Source organism: Variovorax sp. GW821-FHT09D07 (assembly GCF_059416345.1).
Genome location: NZ_JBWKOY010000007.1, coordinates 2,501 through 22,859 on the forward strand (window position 1 = coordinate 2,501; position 20,359 = coordinate 22,859).

At 65.9% G+C, this 20,359-nt stretch carries 13 protein-coding genes and 2 rRNA genes (1 of these 15 only partly in view); 8 read left to right on the forward strand and 7 right to left on the reverse strand.

What is annotated here, in order from left to right; all coding sequences use genetic code 11:
- Both AC07OX_RS22870 and rrf read left to right on the forward strand, forming a co-directional pair.
- A 23S ribosomal RNA gene (locus AC07OX_RS22870) occupies window positions 1–2,520 on the forward strand (it extends 354 nt beyond the left edge of the window).
- 128 nt (window positions 2,521–2,648) lie between these two features.
- Window positions 2,649–2,761 (forward strand): 5S ribosomal RNA (rrf, locus tag AC07OX_RS22875).
- A gap of 130 nt (window positions 2,762–2,891) precedes the next feature.
- On the opposite strand, the gene AC07OX_RS22880 is transcribed toward rrf, so the two are convergent.
- From AC07OX_RS22880 to AC07OX_RS22895, 4 genes are all read right to left on the reverse strand, one after another.
- A complete protein-coding gene (locus tag AC07OX_RS22880; RefSeq protein ID WP_495331160.1) occupies window positions 2,892–3,104 on the reverse strand; it encodes a hypothetical protein in 213 nt (70 codons plus the stop codon).
- Window positions 3,105–3,341: 237 nt separating this feature from the next.
- A complete protein-coding gene (locus tag AC07OX_RS22885; protein WP_495262003.1) occupies window positions 3,342–5,195 on the reverse strand; it encodes a phosphoenolpyruvate carboxykinase (GTP) in 1,854 nt (617 codons plus the stop codon).
- A 151-nt stretch (window positions 5,196–5,346) separates the two neighbouring features.
- Window positions 5,347–5,499, reverse strand: a complete 153-nt coding sequence (locus AC07OX_RS22890) for a hypothetical protein (protein ID WP_169805104.1) — start codon at window positions 5,497–5,499, stop codon at window positions 5,347–5,349.
- Between the two features lie 121 nt (window positions 5,500–5,620).
- On the reverse strand, window positions 5,621–6,820 hold the full coding sequence (locus AC07OX_RS22895; protein WP_169805105.1) for a threonine ammonia-lyase: 1,200 nt from the start codon (window positions 6,818–6,820) through the stop codon (window positions 5,621–5,623).
- Between the two features lie 116 nt (window positions 6,821–6,936).
- On the opposite strand from AC07OX_RS22895, the gene AC07OX_RS22900 reads away from it, so the two are divergent.
- From AC07OX_RS22900 to xylB, 4 genes are all read left to right on the forward strand, one after another.
- Window positions 6,937–9,261, forward strand: a complete 2,325-nt coding sequence (locus AC07OX_RS22900; protein ID WP_495262004.1) for an ATP-binding protein — start codon at window positions 6,937–6,939, stop codon at window positions 9,259–9,261.
- 76 nt (window positions 9,262–9,337) lie between these two features.
- A complete protein-coding gene (locus tag AC07OX_RS22905) occupies window positions 9,338–10,960 on the forward strand; it encodes a S41 family peptidase (protein ID WP_495262005.1) in 1,623 nt (540 codons plus the stop codon).
- 190 nt (window positions 10,961–11,150) lie between these two features.
- Window positions 11,151–12,332 carry a nucleoside hydrolase gene (locus AC07OX_RS22910; protein ID WP_495262006.1) on the forward strand — a complete coding sequence of 394 codons (1,182 nt, stop codon included), beginning with the start codon at window positions 11,151–11,153 and terminating at the stop codon, window positions 12,330–12,332.
- A gap of 70 nt (window positions 12,333–12,402) precedes the next feature.
- Window positions 12,403–13,872 (forward strand): xylulokinase, encoded by a 1,470-nt coding sequence (gene xylB, locus AC07OX_RS22915; protein WP_495262007.1) that lies wholly within the window; start codon window positions 12,403–12,405, stop codon window positions 13,870–13,872.
- A gap of 16 nt (window positions 13,873–13,888) precedes the next feature.
- Here xylB and AC07OX_RS22920 read toward each other — a convergent pair whose 3' ends face one another.
- Together AC07OX_RS22920 and AC07OX_RS22925 are read right to left on the reverse strand one after the other, a co-directional pair.
- Window positions 13,889–14,857 carry a tripartite tricarboxylate transporter substrate binding protein BugE gene (locus tag AC07OX_RS22920; RefSeq protein ID WP_495262008.1) on the reverse strand — a complete coding sequence of 323 codons (969 nt, stop codon included), beginning with the start codon at window positions 14,855–14,857 and terminating at the stop codon, window positions 13,889–13,891.
- 52 nt (window positions 14,858–14,909) lie between these two features.
- The gene (locus AC07OX_RS22925) at window positions 14,910–16,139 is read right to left on the reverse strand and encodes an alpha-hydroxy acid oxidase (protein ID WP_495262009.1); all 1,230 of its coding nucleotides are present in this window, start codon (window positions 16,137–16,139) and stop codon (window positions 14,910–14,912) included.
- A 121-nt stretch (window positions 16,140–16,260) separates the two neighbouring features.
- Here AC07OX_RS22925 and AC07OX_RS22930 point away from each other — a divergent pair, with 121 nt between their 5' ends.
- Window positions 16,261–17,163 (forward strand): LysR family transcriptional regulator, encoded by a 903-nt coding sequence (locus tag AC07OX_RS22930; protein WP_495262010.1) that lies wholly within the window; start codon window positions 16,261–16,263, stop codon window positions 17,161–17,163.
- A gap of 10 nt (window positions 17,164–17,173) precedes the next feature.
- Here AC07OX_RS22930 and recQ read toward each other — a convergent pair whose 3' ends face one another.
- Window positions 17,174–19,084 carry a DNA helicase RecQ gene (gene recQ / locus AC07OX_RS22935; protein ID WP_495262011.1) on the reverse strand — a complete coding sequence of 637 codons (1,911 nt, stop codon included), beginning with the start codon at window positions 19,082–19,084 and terminating at the stop codon, window positions 17,174–17,176.
- A 305-nt stretch (window positions 19,085–19,389) separates the two neighbouring features.
- Here recQ and AC07OX_RS22940 point away from each other — a divergent pair, with 305 nt between their 5' ends.
- Window positions 19,390–20,358: an ABC transporter substrate-binding protein gene (locus AC07OX_RS22940; RefSeq protein WP_495262012.1), complete on the forward strand. Its 969-nt coding sequence runs from the start codon at window positions 19,390–19,392 to the stop codon at window positions 20,356–20,358.
- The last annotated feature ends 1 nt before the right edge of the window (window position 20,359 follow it).

The window sequence follows — 20,359 nt, forward strand, 5'->3', positions numbered from 1 at the left end:
GAGCTAACGACAAGTAGGGCGGGACACGAGAAATCCTGTCTGAATATGGGGGGACCATCCTCCAAGGCTAAATACTCATCATTGACCGATAGTGAACTAGTACCGTGAGGGAAAGGCGAAAAGAACCCCGGGAGGGGAGTGAAATAGATCCTGAAACCGCGTGCTTACAAAAAGTAGGAGCCCGCAAGGGTGACTGCGTACCTTTTGTATAATGGGTCAGCGACTTACATTCAGTGGCAAGGTTAACCGAATAGGGAAGCCGTAGAGAAATCGAGTCCGAATAGGGCGATCAGTCGCTGGGTGTAGACCCGAAACCAAGTGATCTATCCATGGCCAGGATGAAGGTGCCGTAACAGGTACTGGAGGTCCGAACCGACTAGTGTTGCAAAACTAGCGGATGAGCTGTGGATAGGGGTGAAAGGCTAAACAAACTTGGAAATAGCTGGTTCTCTCCGAAAACTATTTAGGTAGTGCCTCAAGTATTACCATCGGGGGTAGAGCACTGTTTTGGCTAGGGGGTCATGGCGACTTACCAAACCAAGGCAAACTCCGAATACCGATGAGTACAGCTTGGGAGACAGAGCACCGGGTGCTAACGTCCGGACTCAAGAGGGAAACAACCCAGACCGCCAGCTAAGGTCCCTAAAATTGGCTAAGTGGGAAACGAAGTGGGAAGGCTAAAACAGTCAGGATGTTGGCTTAGAAGCAGCCATCATTTAAAGAAAGCGTAATAGCTCACTGATCGAGTCGTCCTGCGCGGAAGATGTAACGGGGCTAAGCCAGTTACCGAAGCTGCGGATTTGCAATTTATTGCAAGTGGTAGGAGAGCGTTCTGTAAGCCTGTGAAGGTGCGTTGTAAAGCGTGCTGGAGGTATCAGAAGTGCGAATGCTGACATGAGTAGCGTTAAAGGGGGTGAAAAGCCCCCTCGCCGTAAGCGCAAGGTTTTCTACGCAACGTTCATCGGCGTAGAGTGAGTCGGCCCCTAAGGCGAGGCAGAGATGCGTAGCTGATGGGAAACAGGTCAATATTCCTGTACCGATTGTTAGTGCGATGTGGGGACGGATCTTAATAGGTCATCCAGTTATTGGATTATTCTGGTTTAGTTGGATGTAGGCGTGCATTAGGCAAATCCGGTGCACATATACCGAGGCCAACGATCGAGCGGACTTGTCCGTGAAGTGACTGAACGAGGTTCCAGGAAAAGCCACTAAGCTTCAGCTAACAACGACCGTACCGCAAACCGACACTGGTGCGCGAGATGAGTATTCTAAGGCGCTTGAGAGAACTCAGGAGAAGGAACTCGGCAAATTGACACCGTAACTTCGGAAGAAGGTGTGCCCTATTAGTGTGTAGTGAACAACGAAGCATGAATGGGTTGCAAAAAATCGGTGGCTGCGACTGTTTATTAAAAACACAGCACTCTGCAAACACGAAAGTGGACGTATAGGGTGTGACGCCTGCCCGGTGCTGGAAGATTAAATGATGGGGTGCAAGCTCTTGATTGAAGTCCCAGTAAACGGCGGCCGTAACTATAACGGTCCTAAGGTAGCGAAATTCCTTGTCGGGTAAGTTCCGACCTGCACGAATGGCGTAACGATGGCCACACTGTCTCCTCCTGAGACTCAGCGAAGTTGAAATGTTTGTGATGATGCAATCTCCCCGCGGAAAGACGGAAAGACCCCATGAACCTTTACTGTAGCTTTGTATTGGACTTTGAACAGATCTGTGTAGGATAGGTGGGAGGCTTTGAAGCAGGGTCGCTAGATCTTGTGGAGCCAACGTTGAAATACCACCCTGGTGTGTTTGAGGTTCTAACCTAGGTCCATTATCTGGATCGGGGACAGTGCATGGTAGGCAGTTTGACTGGGGCGGTCTCCTCCCAAAGCGTAACGGAGGAGTTCGAAGGTACGCTAGTTACGGTCGGACATCGTGACGATAGTGCAATGGCATAAGCGTGCTTAACTGCGAGACTGACAAGTCGAGCAGATGCGAAAGCAGGACATAGTGATCCGGTGGTTCTGTATGGAAGGGCCATCGCTCAACGGATAAAAGGTACTCTGGGGATAACAGGCTGATACCGCCCAAGAGTTCATATCGACGGCGGTGTTTGGCACCTCGATGTCGGCTCATCTCATCCTGGGGCTGTAGCCGGTCCCAAGGGTATGGCTGTTCGCCATTTAAAGAGGTACGTGAGCTGGGTTTAAAACGTCGTGAGACAGTTTGGTCCCTATCTTCCGTGGGCGCTGCAGATTTGAGGAAGCCTGCTCCTAGTACGAGAGGACCGGAGTGGACACACCTCTGGTGTATCGGTTGTCACGCCAGTGGCATTGCCGAGTAGCTAAGTGTGGAAGAGATAACCGCTGAAAGCATCTAAGCGGGAAACTCGTTTCAAGATGAGATCTGCCGGGGCCTTGAGCCCCCTAAAGAGTCGTTCAAGACCAGGACGTTGATAGGTCAGGTGTGGAAGCGCAGTAATGCGTTAAGCTAACTGATACTAATTGCTCGTGCGGCTTGACCCTATAACTTTGATCAATCTGATCAAGGTGTTATGCCAAGTTGACGCATTCAAAATAATTCGCCAAAAGCTGATTCCAAACTCTATGAATTCGTTTGATTGATCGTGTGATCAGTCAGACAACCCTTTATGCCTGATGACCATAGCGAGTTGGTACCACTCCTTCCCATCCCGAACAGGACAGTGAAACGACTCAGCGCCGATGATAGTGCGGGTTCCCGTGTGAAAGTAGGTCATCGTCAGGCTCTTACAGCCCAGAAAACCCCAGTCAGCAATGACTGGGGTTTTTTGCTTTGCGCAAAGCAAACGCCAAACGCATAAAAAGCGCCAACTCGAAAGAGCGGGCGCTTTTTTATTGCAGTAAACAACCGTCAATCAGGCGTTGTGAACTCCCGATTCATCGGATTGCGCTGCGCCAACTGCAATCAGCTCTGCAAGCAGCTCCGACGTCAGAGCTTCCAGCGTCTCATCGGCAAAAAATCGAGCTCGGATCAGCTCGAAATAGGGCGTCCCAGCAAGCCATCTATCCCATTCAGCGTGCGACGCCGCGTGCAGCTCCAGAAGCTTGAACTTCATCAGCACCTTCATGGCGTGACGCGCGTGCTTCACTGGGTCTCGCTGCAAGTCAGACAGTCGCTTGCGCGCCGTCAGCAACGCACGCTCGACATCGGTGAAGACGCCTCCATGACCAGGAATCACCTGACGAGGCGCTAATTGAGTAGCGCCTAAAACAAGAAAGCCCGATGAGATGAACTCATCGGGCTTTCTATTGGGCTTTCAAGGCCCGCACTTCGCAGGCTGCGAGAGCCTGCGAGAAGAAATGGCTCAGGCCGCCAGCCGCTGCTCAATCGCAGCCTTCGTCTCCGGCAGTTCCTTCGGCAGATGGTGCGCCAACTGCTGGAACAGCTCCGTGTGCAGCTTCAGCTCAGCCTGCCAAGCCGCCTTGTCGATGCTCGTGACCGTCGCGAACTGCTCGGCGCTGAAATCCAGCCCAGTCCAGTTCAGGTCTTCGTAGCGCGGGCTCACGCCGGTGATGTGCTCGACACCTTCCGTCGCCTTGCCTTCCACGCGGTCGATCATCCACTTCAGTACGCGCATGTTCTCGCCGTAGCCTGGCCAGACGAACTTGCCGTCCGCGCCCTTGCGGAACCAGTTGGTCGTGTAGATCTTCGGCAGCTGGGCGCCCGAGGCTTGCAGCTTCTTGCCCAAGTCGAGCCAGTGCTGGAAGTAGTCGCTCATGTTGTAGCCCATGAACGGCAGCATGGCGAACGGATCGCGGCGCACCACGCCTTGCTGGCCGGCGGCTGCAGCGGTCGTTTCCGAGCCCATCGTGGCGGCCATGTAGACGCCTTCGACCCAGTTGCGGGCTTCGGTGACCAGCGGCACGGTCGTCGAACGGCGGCCGCCGAAGATGAAGGCGTCGATCTTCACGCCCTTCGGGTCGTCCCAGGCTTCGTCGAGCGCGGGGTTGTTGGTAGCGGCGACGGTGAAGCGCGCGTTCGGGTGGGCGGCCTTGGCGCCGGTTTCCTTGGCGATCTGCGGCGTCCACTCTTTGCCTTGCCAGTCGATGCAATGCGCGGGTGCGTCGCCCATGCCTTCCCACCAGACGTCGCCGTCGTCGGTCAGCGCCACGTTCGTGAAGATCACGTCACGGTGCAGGCTGGCCATGCAGTTCGGGTTGGTCAGGTCGTTGGTGCCCGGGGCCACGCCGAAGTAGCCGGCTTCTGGGTTGATGGCGCGCAGCGTGCCGTCGGCCTGGGGTTTGATCCAGGCGATGTCGTCGCCGATGGTCGTGACCTTCCAGCCGTCGAAGCCCGCCGGCGGGATCAGCATGGCGAAGTTGGTCTTGCCGCAGGCGCTCGGGAAGGCGGCGGCCACGTGGTGCTTCTTGCCTTCGGGGCTGGTCACGCCGAGGATCAGCATGTGCTCGGCCAGCCAGCCTTCGTCGCGGCCCATGTTCGAGGCGATGCGCAGCGCGAAGCACTTCTTGCCCAGCAGTGCGTTGCCGCCATAGCCCGAGCCGTAGCTCCAGATCTCGCGCGTCTCGGGGTAGTGAACGATGTACTTGGTCTTGTTGCAGGGCCAGGTCACGTCCTTCTGGCCGGCCTCGAGCGGTGCGCCCACGGTGTGGACGCAGGGCACGAACTCGCCGTCGGTGCCCAGCACCTCGTACACGGCCTTGCCCATGCGCGTCATGATGCGCATGTTGACGGCCACGTAGGGGCTGTCGGACAGCTCGATGCCGATGTGCGCAATGGGCGAGCCCAGCGGGCCCATGCTGAACGGCACCACGTACATGGTGCGGCCCTTCATGCAGCCGTCGAACAGGGGCTGCAGCGTCGCGCGCATCTCGGTCGGGGCCATCCAGTTGTTGGTGGGGCCAGCGTTTTCCTTCTGCGCGGAGCAGATGAAGGTGCGGTCTTCGACGCGTGCCACGTCGCTCGGATCGGACATCGCGAGGAACGAGCCCGGGCGCTTGACGGGGTTCAGTTTCTTGAAGGTGCCGGCGTCGACCAGTTGCTGGCAGAGGCGGTCGTATTCTTCCTTGCTGCCGTCGCACCAGTGGATGGCGTCGGGTTTGCACAGTGCGGCCATCTCGGCCACCCAGGCGATCAGCTTGGCGTTCTTGACGTATGAGGGCGCCTGAATGGGAAGGCCCTTCATCGTGGGTGCGTTCATCGGAAATCTCCTAAGTTGAAAAATCGTCTTTCCGAACGGGGCGCCGCGCCTGACCAGGCACGGAGGTCCGTTTGAGAAAACGTTTCGCTTCGGGAGATTGCGTCAACGCGGGCCGCACAGCCCGCGGACAAAAGCGCGAAAGCCTGTCAGTTCAGGCGAGAAAAACGGCGATCGACGCCAGCAGCAGCATCAGCACGCCGCCAGCCAGCGGGAGCACGAGCGGCATCAGGTGAACGACCGATTCGACGGCGTCATGTTCGGCGGCGGCAGCGTGGCCGTGCTCGGCGGGGGTGGGATGGGACATCGGGAAATACCTCGAATACGCAAATGACAACGCATCAAATGCAGTCAACCGCAAATGACAAAACTCCCGCCATTTTACCGGCGAGGCGCCGTCGGCGGGTCTAGGGGGTTGCGAGGAGCCCTCAGTGCTGCTCCACCGCTTCGAAACCGGCGTCTTTCAGGGCACTTAACACGCTCGCCAGGTGGGCCCGGCCGCGCGTCTGCAGCACCAGCTCGACGTCGACATTCTGCGCCGCCAGCATGGTGAAGGCGCGCTGGTGATGCACTTCGTCGACGTTAGCGCCCGCTTCGGCCACAGTGGCCGTGATTTGGGCCAATGAACCCGGCACGTCGCGCGCGCTGACGCGCACCCGGGCCAGCCGACCGGCGCGCACCATGCCGCGTTCGATGATGGCCGCGAGCAGCAGCGGATCGATGTTGCCGCCCGACAGCACCAGGCCCACGCGCTTGCCGCGAAAGCGTTCCGGATGCCGGATCAGCGCCGCCAGGCCGGCCGCGCCCGCGCCCTCGACCAGGGTCTTTTCGATCTCGAGCAGCATCAGCACGCCCTGCTCGATGTCGCCTTCGTCCACCAGCAGCAGGTCGTCGACCTTGGCGGCGATGATCTCCCGCGTCAGCACGCCGGGCGTGCCGACCGCAATGCCTTCGGCGATCGTGCTCGTACCCTGCGCGTGGTGCGTGCCCTTGACGGCATTCACCATTGCCGGAAAGCGCTGCGTCTGCACGCCGACGATCTCGATGCCGGGCTTGATCTCGCGCGCCGCGACGGCCATGCCGGCGATGAGCCCGCCGCCGCCGACCGCTACCACCAGCGTGTCGAGATCGGGCACCGCGTCGAGCATCTCGAGCGCGATCGTGCCCTGGCCGGCAATGATGGCTTCGTCGTCGTAAGGGTGCACGAAGGTCAGTCCTTCGCGCTCGGCCAGTGCCAGCGCATGGGCGCGCGCCGCGTCCAGCGTGTCGCCGTGCAGCACGACCTCTGCGCCGAAGCCGCGCGTGCGCTCGATCTTCACGCCGGGCGTGAAGCGCGGCATCACGATGAGTGCGCGCAGGCCCAGCCGCTGCGCGTGATAAGCCACACCCTGCGCATGGTTGCCGGCCGACATGGCGATCACGCCGCGCGTGCCGCCTTCGGACAGATCGACCAGCTTGTTGCACGCCCCACGCTCCTTGAACGAGGAGGTGAACTGCAGGTTTTCGAACTTCAGGAACACCTGCGCGCCCACGATTTCAGAGAGCGTGCGCGACTCCACGCAGGGCGTGTTGAGCACCTGGCCCTGCAGGCGCGCCGCGGCGCGACGGATAGCTTCGATTCCGACCATGGCGCGCATTGTGGCTGGAATCCAGCGGATCAGGGTTTTTACTCTTTCGGCGTCTTCCCGAAGCCAAAAGTCTGCGTTATGGTCGCTCCAAGTATTTCCTCGCAGGAGGTTGCCTGATGGTCAAGCGTGCGGGTGTCGATGTGGTGGCTGCTGCGGTGCGCGGGCAGGCCTTGCCTTCGCCCGGCCTCAAGGAAGCACCGGTGCTCGAGCTCATGTGCTCGCACTTCGTGCTCACGCTCGCCGCCAAGCAGGGGCCGCGCTTCAATGTGCGGCGCGATATCAACGGATTGCTCTCGCTCACCGGGCGCCACCTCGTGTGGCCCGCCGCGGTGCTGCAGCGATTGCGCGAGTTCCTGGGCCGCCGCTGTGCGGGCAACGAAGCGTGGAAAGGCGTCGAAGACTTCGACGGCCGCACGCTGCTCGAACGCCACGGCGTGTGGCGCGGCCCGTATGAAGAAGGCACGCTGTTCTTCTACCTCGACGAGTACGCGAAGGACCAGCCCAAAGACCTGCTCTCGGTGCTGGCCGTCACGCGCGACTGGCTCACGCACGCGCTGCGCAAGCAGTCGACGCTGGTCGAGAAGAACATCGACGCGCTCGCCGGCCTCTTGCAGCTCAACAAGGCCGAGCGCGCGCTGCTCCTGTACGGCACGCTCGCGCGCTACCAGCGCGACCTGCGTTCGCTGCTGGTCGAGTTCAAGGTCAACAACGCGCCCGAGGCCTATGCCGCCATCGCCGACATCGCGGGCGTCAACGCGAGCGAGGTGGGCGAGGCGCTGCGCGCGGGCTCGCGGCTGGAGCGCATCGGCCTCGTCGAGAACCTCATCTCCGAGCACAACATCACCGACCTCGCCGACCTCATGAAGGTCAGCGAGAAGCTGCCGCCCGTGCTCATGCGCGAGTACCGCGACCACAACGAGCTGATGGCCGTGTTCACGCGGCCCTCAGCCAAGAGTGCGCTCACGCCGCACGACTTCTCCTTCGTTCAGGAAGACGCGCAGATGCTCGTCACGCTGCTGCGCGCTGCGGTTGCGCGCAAAGAGCCCGGCGTCAACGTGCTGCTCTACGGCCCGCCCGGCACCGGCAAGACGGAGCTGGCCAAGGTGGTCGCGCAGGCGGCGGGCCTCGAACTCTTCGAGGTCGAGTACGCCGACCGCGACGGCAACTCGCTCAGCGGCCGCGACCGCTACCGCTCGCTGCAGATCGCGCAGGTGTTCCTCAAGGGCAGCGCGCAGGCCGCACTGCTGTTCGACGAGGTCGAGGACGTGTTCCCGCCCATCAGCACCGAGGCCGCGCAGTTCATGGCGCGCGCCGAGCAGATCCCCGCGCCCGCCAGCGGCAGCGTGAGCGGCAAGGCCTGGGTCAACCAGATCCTCGAGGCCAACCCCGTGCCCACGCTGTGGGTCACCAACCGCATCGAGCAGATCGACCCGGCCTTCCGCCGCCGCTTCGCCTACCACCTCGAACTCAAGTCGCCGCCGCCCGGCGCGCGCGAGCAGCTCGTCAAGAAGACGCTCGAAGGCGTGGTCGTGTCCGAGGCCTTCACCGCCAAGCTGGCCGAGCGCAAGGGCCTCACGCCCGCGCAGATCCGCACCGCCGTGCGCTTTGCCGGCCTGGCCAAGACCGACGAGGCTTCGGTCGAGGCCCTCATCGAGCGCCAGCTGCGCAATGCCGACCTCGCGCTGGGCACGCTCGACAAGAGCCCTGCCGAGCGCCGCAGCGTCACTACCTACGACCTGGACATGCTCCATGTCGAAACCCGCTTCGAAATCCCGCGCATCGTCGAGGCGCTGAAGGCGCGCGGCCACGGCACGCTGTGCTTCTACGGCGCGCCCGGCACCGGCAAGACCGCGCTGGCCGAGCACATCGCCAAGGCCGTGGGCCGCCCGCTCATCGTCAAGCAGGCCAGCGACCTCATGAGCAAGTACGTCGGTGAGACCGAGCAGAACATGGCCGCCATGTTCAAGGAGGCCGAGTCCGAGAAGGCCGTGCTGCTGCTCGACGAGGCCGACTCGTTCCTGCAGGACCGGCGCGGCGCGCAGCGCACCTACGAGGTCACCGAGGTCAACGAGATGCTGCAGGGCATGGAGCGCTTTCGCGGCGTGTTCATCTGCACCACCAATCTGCTCGACCGGCTCGACCAGGCGGCGCTGCGGCGTTTCACCTTCAAGATCAAGTTCATGCCGCTCACCGCGGCGCAGCGCGAACGCATGTTCGTCACCGAGGCGCTCGCGGGCGACGCGGCCCTGCTCACGGGCGAGGTGCGCGCGCGCCTGGCGCTGCTGGCGCAGCTGTGCCCGGGCGACTTCGCGGCCGTGAAGCGGCAGACCGACATCCTCGCGGCCGAGTTCTCGGCGGCGGAGTTTCTCGAACAGCTCGAAGCCGAGCACCGGATCAAGCCCGAGGTGCGCGAATCGCGCGGCATGGGCTTCATCCAGTAGCGGGCGCGCGTCCCGCCGCAGCCCCCCAACACAACAAGCAGACACTGTCCGCCATCGCGGACGCCAGGAGGAACCGATGGCTTTTCGCAAAGCAGATGCGTCGCGGCGCTCGCGGGCCGTGGCGGCCACCGCAGGGGCCATGGCGCTTGCGCTGGCTGGCCTGCTGGCGGGGTGCGGCGGAGGAGGCGGGGGCGGAGGTGGCGGCGGCGGGTTCCCGATCGGCGTGGTGCCGACGCCCACCCCCGGCGGCGGCGGTGAAAGCGGCGGCATCGTCGCGTCCTCGACCGTCGCCGGCCAGTGCGCCGCGCCGCGCCGGGGCATCAACCCCGTGACCCGCGTTGCCTATCCCGACGTCGCCGGCACCGTCGACAACGAAAAGAGCTGGGTGCGCGGCTGGATCGACGAAACCTACCTTTGGTACAACGAGGTGCCCACGACCCTCAAGGCGTCCGACTACGCCACGCCGTTGACCTGGTTCAACGTGCTCAAGACGCCCGCCACCACCCCCTCGGGCCAGCTCAAGGACCGCTTCCACTTCTACCTCGACACCGAGGCGTACCGCCTGGAGTCGGAGGGCGGCGTGTCGGTCGGCTACGGCATGGAGACGGCGGCCGTGCGCAGTTCGCCGCCGCGCAACATCCGCCTCGCCTTCGTCGAGCCGGGTTCGCCGGCGGCGTCGGCCGGTCTGGCGCGCGGGGCCAAGCTGGTCGTCGTCGACGGTGTCGACGTGGTGGCCAGCACCGGGCAGGCCAACGTCGACATCATCAACCGCGCGATCTCGCCGCAGGCCCTCGGCGAGAAGCACACCTTCACCTTCGAGGTGAGCGGCACGCGCGGCAGTCCGATCGAGCTCACGGCCCAGCGCATCACGAGCAGCCCGGTGCTGTACACCCGCACCATCGGGCCGGCCGGCAACCGCGTGGGCTACCTGCTGTTCAACGACCACATCTCGACCGCCGAGGCGCAGCTCGTCACGGCCATGAACACGCTCAAGCAGGACGGCGGCATCCAGGACCTCGTGATCGACATGCGCTACAACGGCGGCGGCCAGCTGCGCATCGCAAGCCAGCTGGCCTACATGGTGGCCGGGCCGGGCCCGACGAACGGCAAGACCTTCGAGTTGCTGACCTTCAACGACAAGAACCCGTACCGCACCACGCTCGCGGACAACCTCACGCCCTTCTTCACGACCACCCGCGCCAACCAGCCCCTGCCCACGCTGGGCCTGTCGCGCGTCACGCTGCTGACGGGCCGCAGCACCTGCTCGGCCAGCGAGTCGGTCATCAACAGCCTGCGCGGCGTGGGCGTCACGGTCAACCTCGTGGGCGCCACCACCTGCGGCAAGCCCTACGGGTTCGTTCCGCAGGACAACTGCGGCACCACCTACTTCGCGGTCAACTTCAAGGGCGTCAACCAGGCCGGTTTCGGCGACTACGGCGATGGCTTCGCGCCCAATGCCAGCTGCGCCGTGGCCGACGACTTCGACCACCTCCTGGGCGACGCCGCCGAAGGCCGGCTGGCCGCGGCGCTGCGGCTGCGTGACACCGGGTCGTGCACCGCACCGACTGCGTCCGCCAAGGCCGCGGATGTCCCGGGCCTGGAGAAGGCCGCCACGCCGGCAGAAGAAGAACCCTTCCTGCGTCCCCGCTCGCCGCTGCGCGAAAACCGGCTGATCGACCCCGTGCCCAACCCGGGTTGATGACACCCTGACCCCCGCGCGAGGCCGACGCTCCGGCCTCGCGGAAAACCCCTAGCCGCACCCCATTGCCACGCCTGTGGCCTGCCACTTAGAGTTTGGCAAACGTTTGCGCAAAGGTTTGCGCAAACGTTTCCACCCCCTGGCGCCCCTCTGGAAACCGGGTTGCAAACCAAACACTTAGGAGAAGCAGATGCGCAAATGGACAGTGAGGGCCTTCTGGCTCGTCGCCGTGGCCGTGCTCACGGCATGCGGCGGCGGGGGCGATGGTGGTGGCGGCATCGGCCTGGCGCCCGGGTACGCGGCGACGCCGGTGGCGCAGAAAGTCATCATCGACAGCGACTACAACACCATGAGCGACGACGGCCAGCTCGGCGTCATGGCCGCCCAGCTGCAGGCCGAGGGCAAGGTGCAGGTGATGGGCATCAGCGTGGTGTCGGGCAACCAGTGGCTCAAGCAGGGCGTGGCCGACGCGCTGATGTCGGTCGAGCGCCTGGGCGTGGGCCAGCGCATCGGCGTCTACGTGGGCGAGAACTACGCGCTGAACCACACCTTCGCGGACATCGAGGCCGAGATGAAGGCCGGCGCGGGCGGCGACGGCTACCTGGGCGCCTGGAGCGGCCCCGAGCCCAAGACCGACGCCGACCTCAAGCCCTCGCCCGACGGCTTCGCCACGCGCACCGTGGTGCAGCGCAAGAGCGCGGTCGACTTCATCATCGACACCGTCAAGGCCAACCCCAACGAGATCACCATCCTGGCCATCGGCCCGCTCACCAACATCGCGCTGGCCGTGAAGAAGAGCCCCGACATCGTGCCGCTGATCAAGAAGATCATCTACATGGGCGGCGCCGTCGACGTGGCCGGCAACACCACCCATTTCGCCGAGTTCAACTGGTGGTTCGACCCCGAGGCCGCGCAGTTCGTGGTGCGCCTGCCGATTCCGCAGGTGGTGGTGCCGCTGGACGTAACCGACACCGTGTTCCTCACCAAGCCCATCTACGACCGCATCGCGCACCCGGCCAAGCCCACGGCCGTGACCGAGGTGTTCCGCAAGCTCAACGGCTACGGCTTCAGCGGCACCAACGGCTTCGAGAACAACCCGAACTACACGCAGAACATCTGGGACACGCTGGTGCTGGCCTACCTCATCGATCCGCGCTACGCCACGCAGACCGTCGAGCGTTATGTCGACGTGGTCGCCAAGCCCGGCGCCGCCGACAACGGCCGCTCCATCGGCTACACCACGCCGCCTGCGGGCACTTCGCTGCAGAAGATGACGGTGGTGAAGAAGTTCGACAACGCGCGCTTCTTCGAGCTCTACATCGACCTGCTCACGCGGCCGGTACCGATCACGCTGCCGGCGACCGGCTCGTAAACCACCTGCCGTCAGCCTGTGCGCGTGGCCGGAGCGCCGATACTCCGGCCCTCGAACAGGGAACACACGCATGCTGATCGGCATCGATATCGGAACCTCCGCGGTCAAGATCGTCCTGACCGACATGCAGCTGCAGGTCGTGGCCACGGTCGATCGACCGCTCAGCTCGCAGTACCCGCAGCCGCTGTGGTGCGAGCACGACCCCGACCAGTGGTGGGCCGCCGTGGCGGACGGCCTCGACGAGCTGGCGCGGACGCACCCGACAGCCATGGGCGGCGTGCAGGGCATCGGCCTGTCGGGCCAGATGCACTCGCTGGTGCTGCTCGACGCGGCCGACCGCCCCGTGCGTCCCGCCATCCTCTGGAACGACGGCCGCGCCGCCGCCGAGGCCGCCGAACTGATGCAGACCGACCTGGCCCTGCGCCGCGCCGTCGGCGTGCAGCCGATGGCGGGCTTCACCGGCCCCAAGCTGCGCTGGCTGCGCACCCACGAGCCCGAGGCCGTGGCGCGCGCCCGCTCGCTGCTGCTGACCAAGGACTACGTGCGCCTGCAGCTGTCGGGCGACAAGGTGACCGACGTCACCGACGCCGCCGGCACCTGGCTGTTCGACCAGGCGCAGCGCCGCTGGTCGCCGCAGGCGCTCGCCGCCTGCGGGGTCGATCCCGCCTGGCTGCCGCGCGTGGTCGAGTCGTGCGAACCCTGCGCCACCGTGCGCGATGCACTGGCCGCGCGCTGGGGCCTGCCGCGCGGCGTGCCGATCGCCGGCGGCGCGGGCGATGCCGCGGCGGGCGGCGTCGGCATCGGCGTGGTCGGGCCGGGCGACGGCTTCGTGTCGCTCGGCACCTCGGCGCAGATCCTGGTGGCCGACACCGCGCACCGCCCCGACCCCGAGCGGCTGGTGCACGCCTTCTGCCACGCGCTGCCGCAGCGCTGGTACCGCATGGCGGCGCTGCTCAACGGCGCGAGCCCGCTCGCGGCGCTGGCGTCGTGCACTGGCGGTGCATCGGTCGGTGCGCTGCTGGCCGAGGTCGAGGCCGCGTACACCGGGCCGTCGCGCCTGCTCGCGCTGCCTTATCTGTTCGGTGAACGCACGCCGCACAACAACCCGTTCGCGCGCGGCGCGATTGTCGGCCTGTCGGGCGCCACCACGCGCGCCGACCTGATGCAGGCGGTCTGCGAAGGCATCGCCTTCTCGCTCGCCGACGGCCTGGAAGCGCTGAGCGCGCAGACGGCGCGGCCCGAGCGCCTGGCGCTGATCGGCGGCGGCGCGCGCTCCGCCTTCCTGGCGCAGCTGATCGCGTCGGTGCTCGACGTGCCGCTGGTGCTGTACGAATCCGCCGACCGCGGCCCGGCCTTCGGTGCGGCGCGGCTCGCGCGGCTGGCGGTCACGGGCGAAGACCCGGCGGGTGTGGTCGTCGCGCCGGCCGTGCGCCAGGTGCTGGCGCCCGACGCCGCCTTGCACGCGGCCTACCAGCCCCGGCTCGAGGCCTTCCGCGCGCTCTACCGCGCGATGGCGCCGGTCTGGGCGTCGGTGGCCTGAAGAGGCGCTCGCCGGCTCAGTCCGGCGTGAGTCCGGCGGAATCCACCACCTTCTTGTACACGTCGAACTCGGCGGCGATCTGCTGCGTGAATTCCTGCGGCGTGTTGCCGACGACGAAGGAGCCGGTGTCCTGGATGCGCTTGCGCACGGCGGGCTCTTCGAGCGACTTGCGCGCCGCCGCGTGCACCTTGTCCACCACGTCCTTGGGCAGGCCCTTGGGGCCCACGATGCCGTAGTACGCCATGCGGTTCACCGGCGCGAGGCCGACCTCCTTGAAGGTCGGCACATCGGGCAGGTCCTTCAGGCGCTCGGACGCCGCCACGACGATCGGGATCAGCCGGCGGTCCTTGATGAAGGGCAGCGCTGACGGCAGGTTGTCGAAGATCATCGCGACCTGGCCCGCGACGGTGTCGTTGAGCGCCGGGCCCGACCCGCGGTAGGGGATGTGCGTGACGGACGCGCCGGCCATGCCCTTGTACAGCTCCATCTGCAGGTGCCCGATGCTGCCCGTGCCTGCGGTGGCGTAGGCGTACTTGCCCGGGTTCTTCTTCAGCACCTCGATGAAGCCCTTGTAGTCCCGTGCCGGAAAGCTGGGATGGACCGCAATGACATTGGGCGTGGCCGCCAGGTTGATGATCGGCGTGAAGTCGGCCTTCGGGTTGTACGGCACCTTGGGGTTGATGGCCGGATTCGCCGCCGTCGTCGACACGGTGCCGATGCCCAGCGCGTAGCCGTCGGGCGTGGCGCGCGCGGTCTCGGCGGCCCCGATCGCGCCGCCCGCGCCCGACTTGTTCTCGACGATGACGCTCTGCCCCAGGTGCCTGCCCAGGGGCTCGGAAATGACGCGCGCAATGATGTCCGTCGTGCCGCCCGGCGCGAACGGCACCTGCAGCTTGACGGGCTTGTCGGGGTAGCCCTGCGCATGGACGGGCACGGCCGCCGCCAGCAGGCAGGCGAGGGCGAACAGGGTGGGGTTTTTCGGCAAGGTGTCTTCCTCCTCTTGGATTGATGGAATGGGTGGGATGAGTGGGAACAGGTCAGGGGCGCCGCGGAATCAGGCAGCTCGCGTCGAGCTCGCCCGGGTCGTTGACGCCGAGCATGGCCATGTTCCGGTCGACCTCGTCCCGCAGCAGCCGGATCGCGTGCGTGACGCCCGCGTGGCCACCCACGGCGGCGGCGTACATGAACGGGCGGCCCGCGAACACGGCCTTGGCGCCGAGCGCCAGCGCCTTCAGCACGTCGCTGCCGCGGCGCACGCCGCCGTCGACCATCACGGGCAGCTCGCCCGCGGCGTCCAGCACCTGCGGCAGCGCGCGCAGCGCCGGGGCCGCGCCGTCGAGCTGCCGGCCGCCGTGGTTGGAGACGATGAGCCCATCGGCGCCGAGCTGCCGCGCGCGCCGCGCATCGGCCGGATGAAGAATGCCCTTCAGGATCAGCGGCCCGCGCCATTGCTGCCGGATGCGGGCGATGTGGTCCCAATGAATGTGGTCGCGGCCGGTCGTGTCGCGGATCGCGGTGCTGGAGAAAAGAGGTGCGCCGCGCGTGGCGAACGAGTTCTCGAAATGCGGCATGCCGCGCGTCACGAAGGTCCGCGCGAGCGTGCCGAGCAGCCAGCGGGGCCGCACGAGGCCGTCCCATGCCAGCCGCAGGCTGGGCCGCAGCGGCGTCGTGAAGCCGGCGCGCACGTTGTTTTCGCGGTTCGCCCAGACGGGAATGTCGACCGTCACGACCAGGTGGCGAAAGCCCGCGCCGGCGATGCGTGCCACCAGGCCGTCGATGCGCGCCGCATCGCCCGGCAGGTAGGCCTGGAACCAAGTGCCGGGCGCGGCCTGGGCCACTTCTTCCATCGGAATGAGCGAGGTGCCGCTCATGACCGCGGGAATGCCGGCCGCCTGCGCCGCCTGCGCGAGCACCAGGTCGCCGCGGTAGGCCGACAGCGCGCTGATGCCGACCGGCGCGATCCCGAAGGGCGACGCGTAGCGCTGGCCGAACAGCGTGACCTCCTGCGAGCGCCGGGAGACGTCGACCAGCACCCGGGGCAGGAAGTCGTGCGCGTCGAACGCGGCGCGGTTGGCGTCCAGCGAGCGGTTGTCCTCCGCCGCGCCGGCGATGTAGCCGAACAGCGGGCGCGGCAGCCGGCGCCGGGCCGCGTGCTCGAAGTCCTGCAGCGACAGGATGCCGGCCAGACGCCGTGGTGTCGCGGCGGCAGCAGGGGCTTGCGCCGGCGCGGTGCGCGGGGCATCGAAGGCACGCGAGAAAACAGTCATGTCCGCCATCCAGTCAGTCGTTCGGTCCGCGCGGACTGTAGGGGGGCAGAAGGTTTTGAAAAAGCGAATTTATGGTAATTTGCCATTTCGCTTTTTTCGAAATGACCGAGGGAGACGGCGCATGACGCTGAAGCAACTGGAGGCCTTCTACTGGGCCGCGACCTGCGCCAGCTTTGCGCTCGCGGCGCAGCGGCTGCACCTGTCGACCTCGTCGCTGTCCAAGCGCCTGGCCGAGCTGGAGGTGTCGCTCGGCGCGCCGCTGTTCGACCGCGCCGGGCAGCGGGCCACGCTCACGGACGCGGGCGAGCGTTTCCTGCCACGCGCCGCCGCCTTGCTGCTGGCGGCCGACGAAACGAAGCGGTCGATCGGCGCACCCGCCAGCCTCGGAGGTCGCTGCACCTTCGGCATCGGCGAACTGAGCGCGCTGACCTGGCTGCCCCAGCTCGTCGCGCACGTGGGACGGCACCTGCCGGACCTGCGCCTGGAGCCGCACGTCAACTTCGGCTCGGCGCTGGACGAGCGCCTTCGCAACGGCGAACTCGACTGCGCGGTGATCGCCGGGCGCTCACCGCACCACGGGCTGATCTCGTCGCACACCGTGGGCCAGGCGCATTTCGTGTGGGTGGCCGCGCCCGCGCTGGCGGGCAAGACCACGACGATCGGCGCGCCGCTGCTCGCGCAACACCCCATCGTGACGCTGCCCACCGGCGCGGGCACCAGCCGCCTGCTCGACGAATGGCTCATGGCCGAGAACCTCGAGGCGCCGCACCGCCTCAGCTGCAACAGCTGGGGCGCCGTTGCCGGCCTGCTGATCGAGGGGATCGGTGTCGGGTTCCTGCCGGAAGGCTGGGCGCGCCTGCTGTCGCGCCGCGGCGACCTTCGCATCCTGAAGACCCGCCAGGCCCTGCCCGCGCTGACCTACACCTTCCAGAAGCGCAGCAACGACGAGCGCCATCTGCTGACGGCCATGCGCGCCGCGGTGCTCGCGTCCATCGATTTCTCGAAGGCCGCCCGCCTGCTCTAGGTGGAGAGCGTCAGAAGGCCTCGCACACGCGAAGCACCTCGGCGCCGTAGGCCTCGAGCTTCTTCGTGCCGATCCCGCTGATGCCCTGCAGGTCTTCCAGCGTCGCGGGCGCGCGCTCGGCAATGGCGGCCAGCGTGGCGTCGTGGAAGATCACGTAGGCCGGCAGGTTGTGTTCCTTCGCCACCTCGGCGCGCCAGGCCTTGAGCGCCTCGAAGCGCTTCTTGCCGGTGTCGTCGAGCGAGGCCGCCGCCGGCGACGGTGCGCCCTTGGCCACCTTCTCGCGCCGGGGCTTGCGCTCGGCCGGTGACGACACCGACTCGCGCAGCGACACCGAGGTCTCGCCCTTGAGCACCGCGCGCGAGCCCTCGGTGAGCTTCAGCGTGTTGAAGGCTTCCGCGTCCACCGCCAGCGCGCCGGTGGCGATCAGCTGGCGCAGCACGCCGCGCAGCGCCACCTCGCTGAACTCCGCACCGATGCCGAAGGTGCTGATGCGCTCGTGGCCGAACTGCTTGACCTTCTCGGTCGCCTTGCCGCGCAGGATGTCCATGATGTGGCCCGCGCCGAAGCTGATGCCGCTGAGCTGCTGCACGCGGTAGATGGTGCTCAGCAGCTTGCGCGCGGCATCGGTGCCGTCCCACACCTGCGGCGGGTTCAGGCAGTTGTCGCAGTTGCCGCAGGGCGTGCTCTTCTCGCCGAAGTAGCCCAGCAGGCGCACGCGGCGGCAGTCGCTGGCCTCGGCCAGCGAGAGCAGGGCGTCGAGCTTGCCGCGCATCACCTGCTTGAACTCTTCGCCGGCCGGGCTCTCGTCGATCATGCGGCGCTGGTTCACCACGTCGTTCAGGCCGTAGGCCATCCAGGCGTCGGCGGGGGCGCCGTCGCGGCCCGCGCGGCCGGTTTCCTGGTAGTAGCCCTCGATGTTCTTGGGCATGTCGACGTGGCCGACGAAGCGCACGTCGGGCTTGTCGATGCCCATGCCGAAGGCGATGGTCGCGACCATCACGATGCCTTCTTCGCGCAGGAAGCGGTCCTGGTGCTTCTGGCGCACCGCCGCATCGAGGCCCGCGTGGTACGGCAGCGCGTTGATGCCGGCGCCCTGCAGCGTCGTCGCGAGGTCTTCCACGCGTTTGCGCGACTGGCAATAGACCACGCCCGCATCGCCCTCGTGCTCGCGCTCGATGAAGCGCAGCAGCTGCGTGGTGGCGTCCTTCTTCTCGACGATGGTGTAGCGGATGTTCGGGCGGTCGAAGCTGGAGACGAACTGGCGCGCCTCCTCGAGCTGCAGCCGTTCGACGATGTCGGCGCGCGTGAGGTCGTCGGCCGTGGCCGTGAGCGCGATGCGCGGCACGCCTGGGTAGCGCTCGTGCAGCACGGTGAGCGCGCGGTACTCGGGGCGGAAGTCGTGGCCCCACTGGCTCACGCAATGCGCCTCGTCGATGGCGAACAGCGAGAGCTTGCCGCGCTCGTTCAGCGAATCGAGCTGCGAGAGAAAGCGCGGCGTGTTCACCCGCTCGGGCGCCGCGTACAGCAGCGTGATCTCGCCGCGCAGCATGCGGCGCTCCACGTCCTGCGTCTGTTCCCAGTCGAGCGTCGAGTTCAGGAAGGCCGCGTTCACGCCCGCCTCGTGCAACGCGCCGACCTGGTCGTGCATCAGCGCGATCAGCGGCGACACCACCACCGACACGCCGCGCCCCGCGCGCTGCCGCGCGATGGCCGGGATCTGATAGCAAAGCGACTTGCCGCCGCCCGTGGGCATCAGCACCAGCGCGTCGCCGCCGCCCACCACGTGCTCCACGATGTCCTGCTGGGCCCCGCGAAAGCGCGCGTAGCCGAACACGTCATGAAGGATGTCGGCGGGGGCCGCGCTGCCGGAGCTGCTGCCGTCGCTGGAAGCGTCGAAGGGGCGGGGAGCGAGGGAAGACACAGGCGGGGGTGCGAAGGGCGGGAGGGGGGAGAAAAGGGCCGGAGCCGGGGCGGACGCCGATTGTCCCCCAGCGGCTCCGATATGACTGTGGCACGGCGTTTGCAATGGTGAACCCCGTCCCGGCACCCCTCTTGTCTAGACAGCAAACTGGGGCATTTCTCTCGGAGATGCACCAAAACAGGACTTTCGGGTTATCCTGTATATACAAGTTGGGGCGCCTGGCAACAATGCGAGGCGTGCTGCCCATATCCCCCGGGCATGTATCGCCGAGTCACCTCTCTCAAAAAATGGAACCAGGAGTCCCCATGGTCAAGACGGTAGTTGTGAAAGTCGCTTCGCTGCTGGCAGCAGGTGCATGTGCAGCGGGCATGGCCGGAACGGCCGCCGCCCAGGACACGAAGATTTCGCTCGGCATGTCCGGCTGGACCGGCTTTGCGCCGCTGTCGCTGGCCGACAAGGCCGGCATCTTCAAGAAGAACGGGCTGGACGTCGAACTCAAGATGATCCCGCAGAAGGACCGCCACCTGGCGCTGGCCTCCGGCGCGATCCAGTGCGCGGCCACCACGGTGGAGACGCACGTGGCCTGGAACGCCAACGGCGTGCCGATCGTGCAGATCTTCCAGATGGACAAGTCCTACGGCGCCGACGGCCTGGCCGTGCGCAACGACGTGAAGAGCTTCTCCGACCTCAAGGGCAAGAGCATCGGCGTGAGCGCCCCGGGCACCGCGCCGTACTTCGGCCTGGCCTGGATGCTCAGCAAGAACGGCATGAGCCTGAAGGACGTGAAGGTGGTCTCGCTCGAGCCGCAGCCCGCTGCGCAGGCTTTCGTGGCCGGCCAGAACGACGCCGCCATGACCTACGAGCCCTACCTGTCGACCGTGCGCGCCAACCCGGCCGCCGGCAAGATCCTGGCCACCACGCTCGACTACCCGATGGTGATGGACACCGTCGGCTGCGCGCCCACCTGGCTCAAGGCCAACGCCAAGGCCGCCGCCGCGCTCACCAAGTCGTACTTCGACGCGCTGGACCTGATCAAGGCCGACCCGGCCAAGGCCAACGAGCTCATGGGTTCGGCCGTCAAGCAAAGCGGCGAGCAGTTCGCCAAGTCGTCGGCCTACCTGCGCTGGCAGGACAAGGCCGCCAACCAGAAGTTCTTCGCGGGCGAGCTCACCAGCTTCATGAAGGAAGCCGCGGCCATCCTGCTGGAGGCCGGCGTGATCCGCAAGGCGCCGGAAGACTATGCCGCCACCTTCGACGCCAGCTATGTCAAGTAAG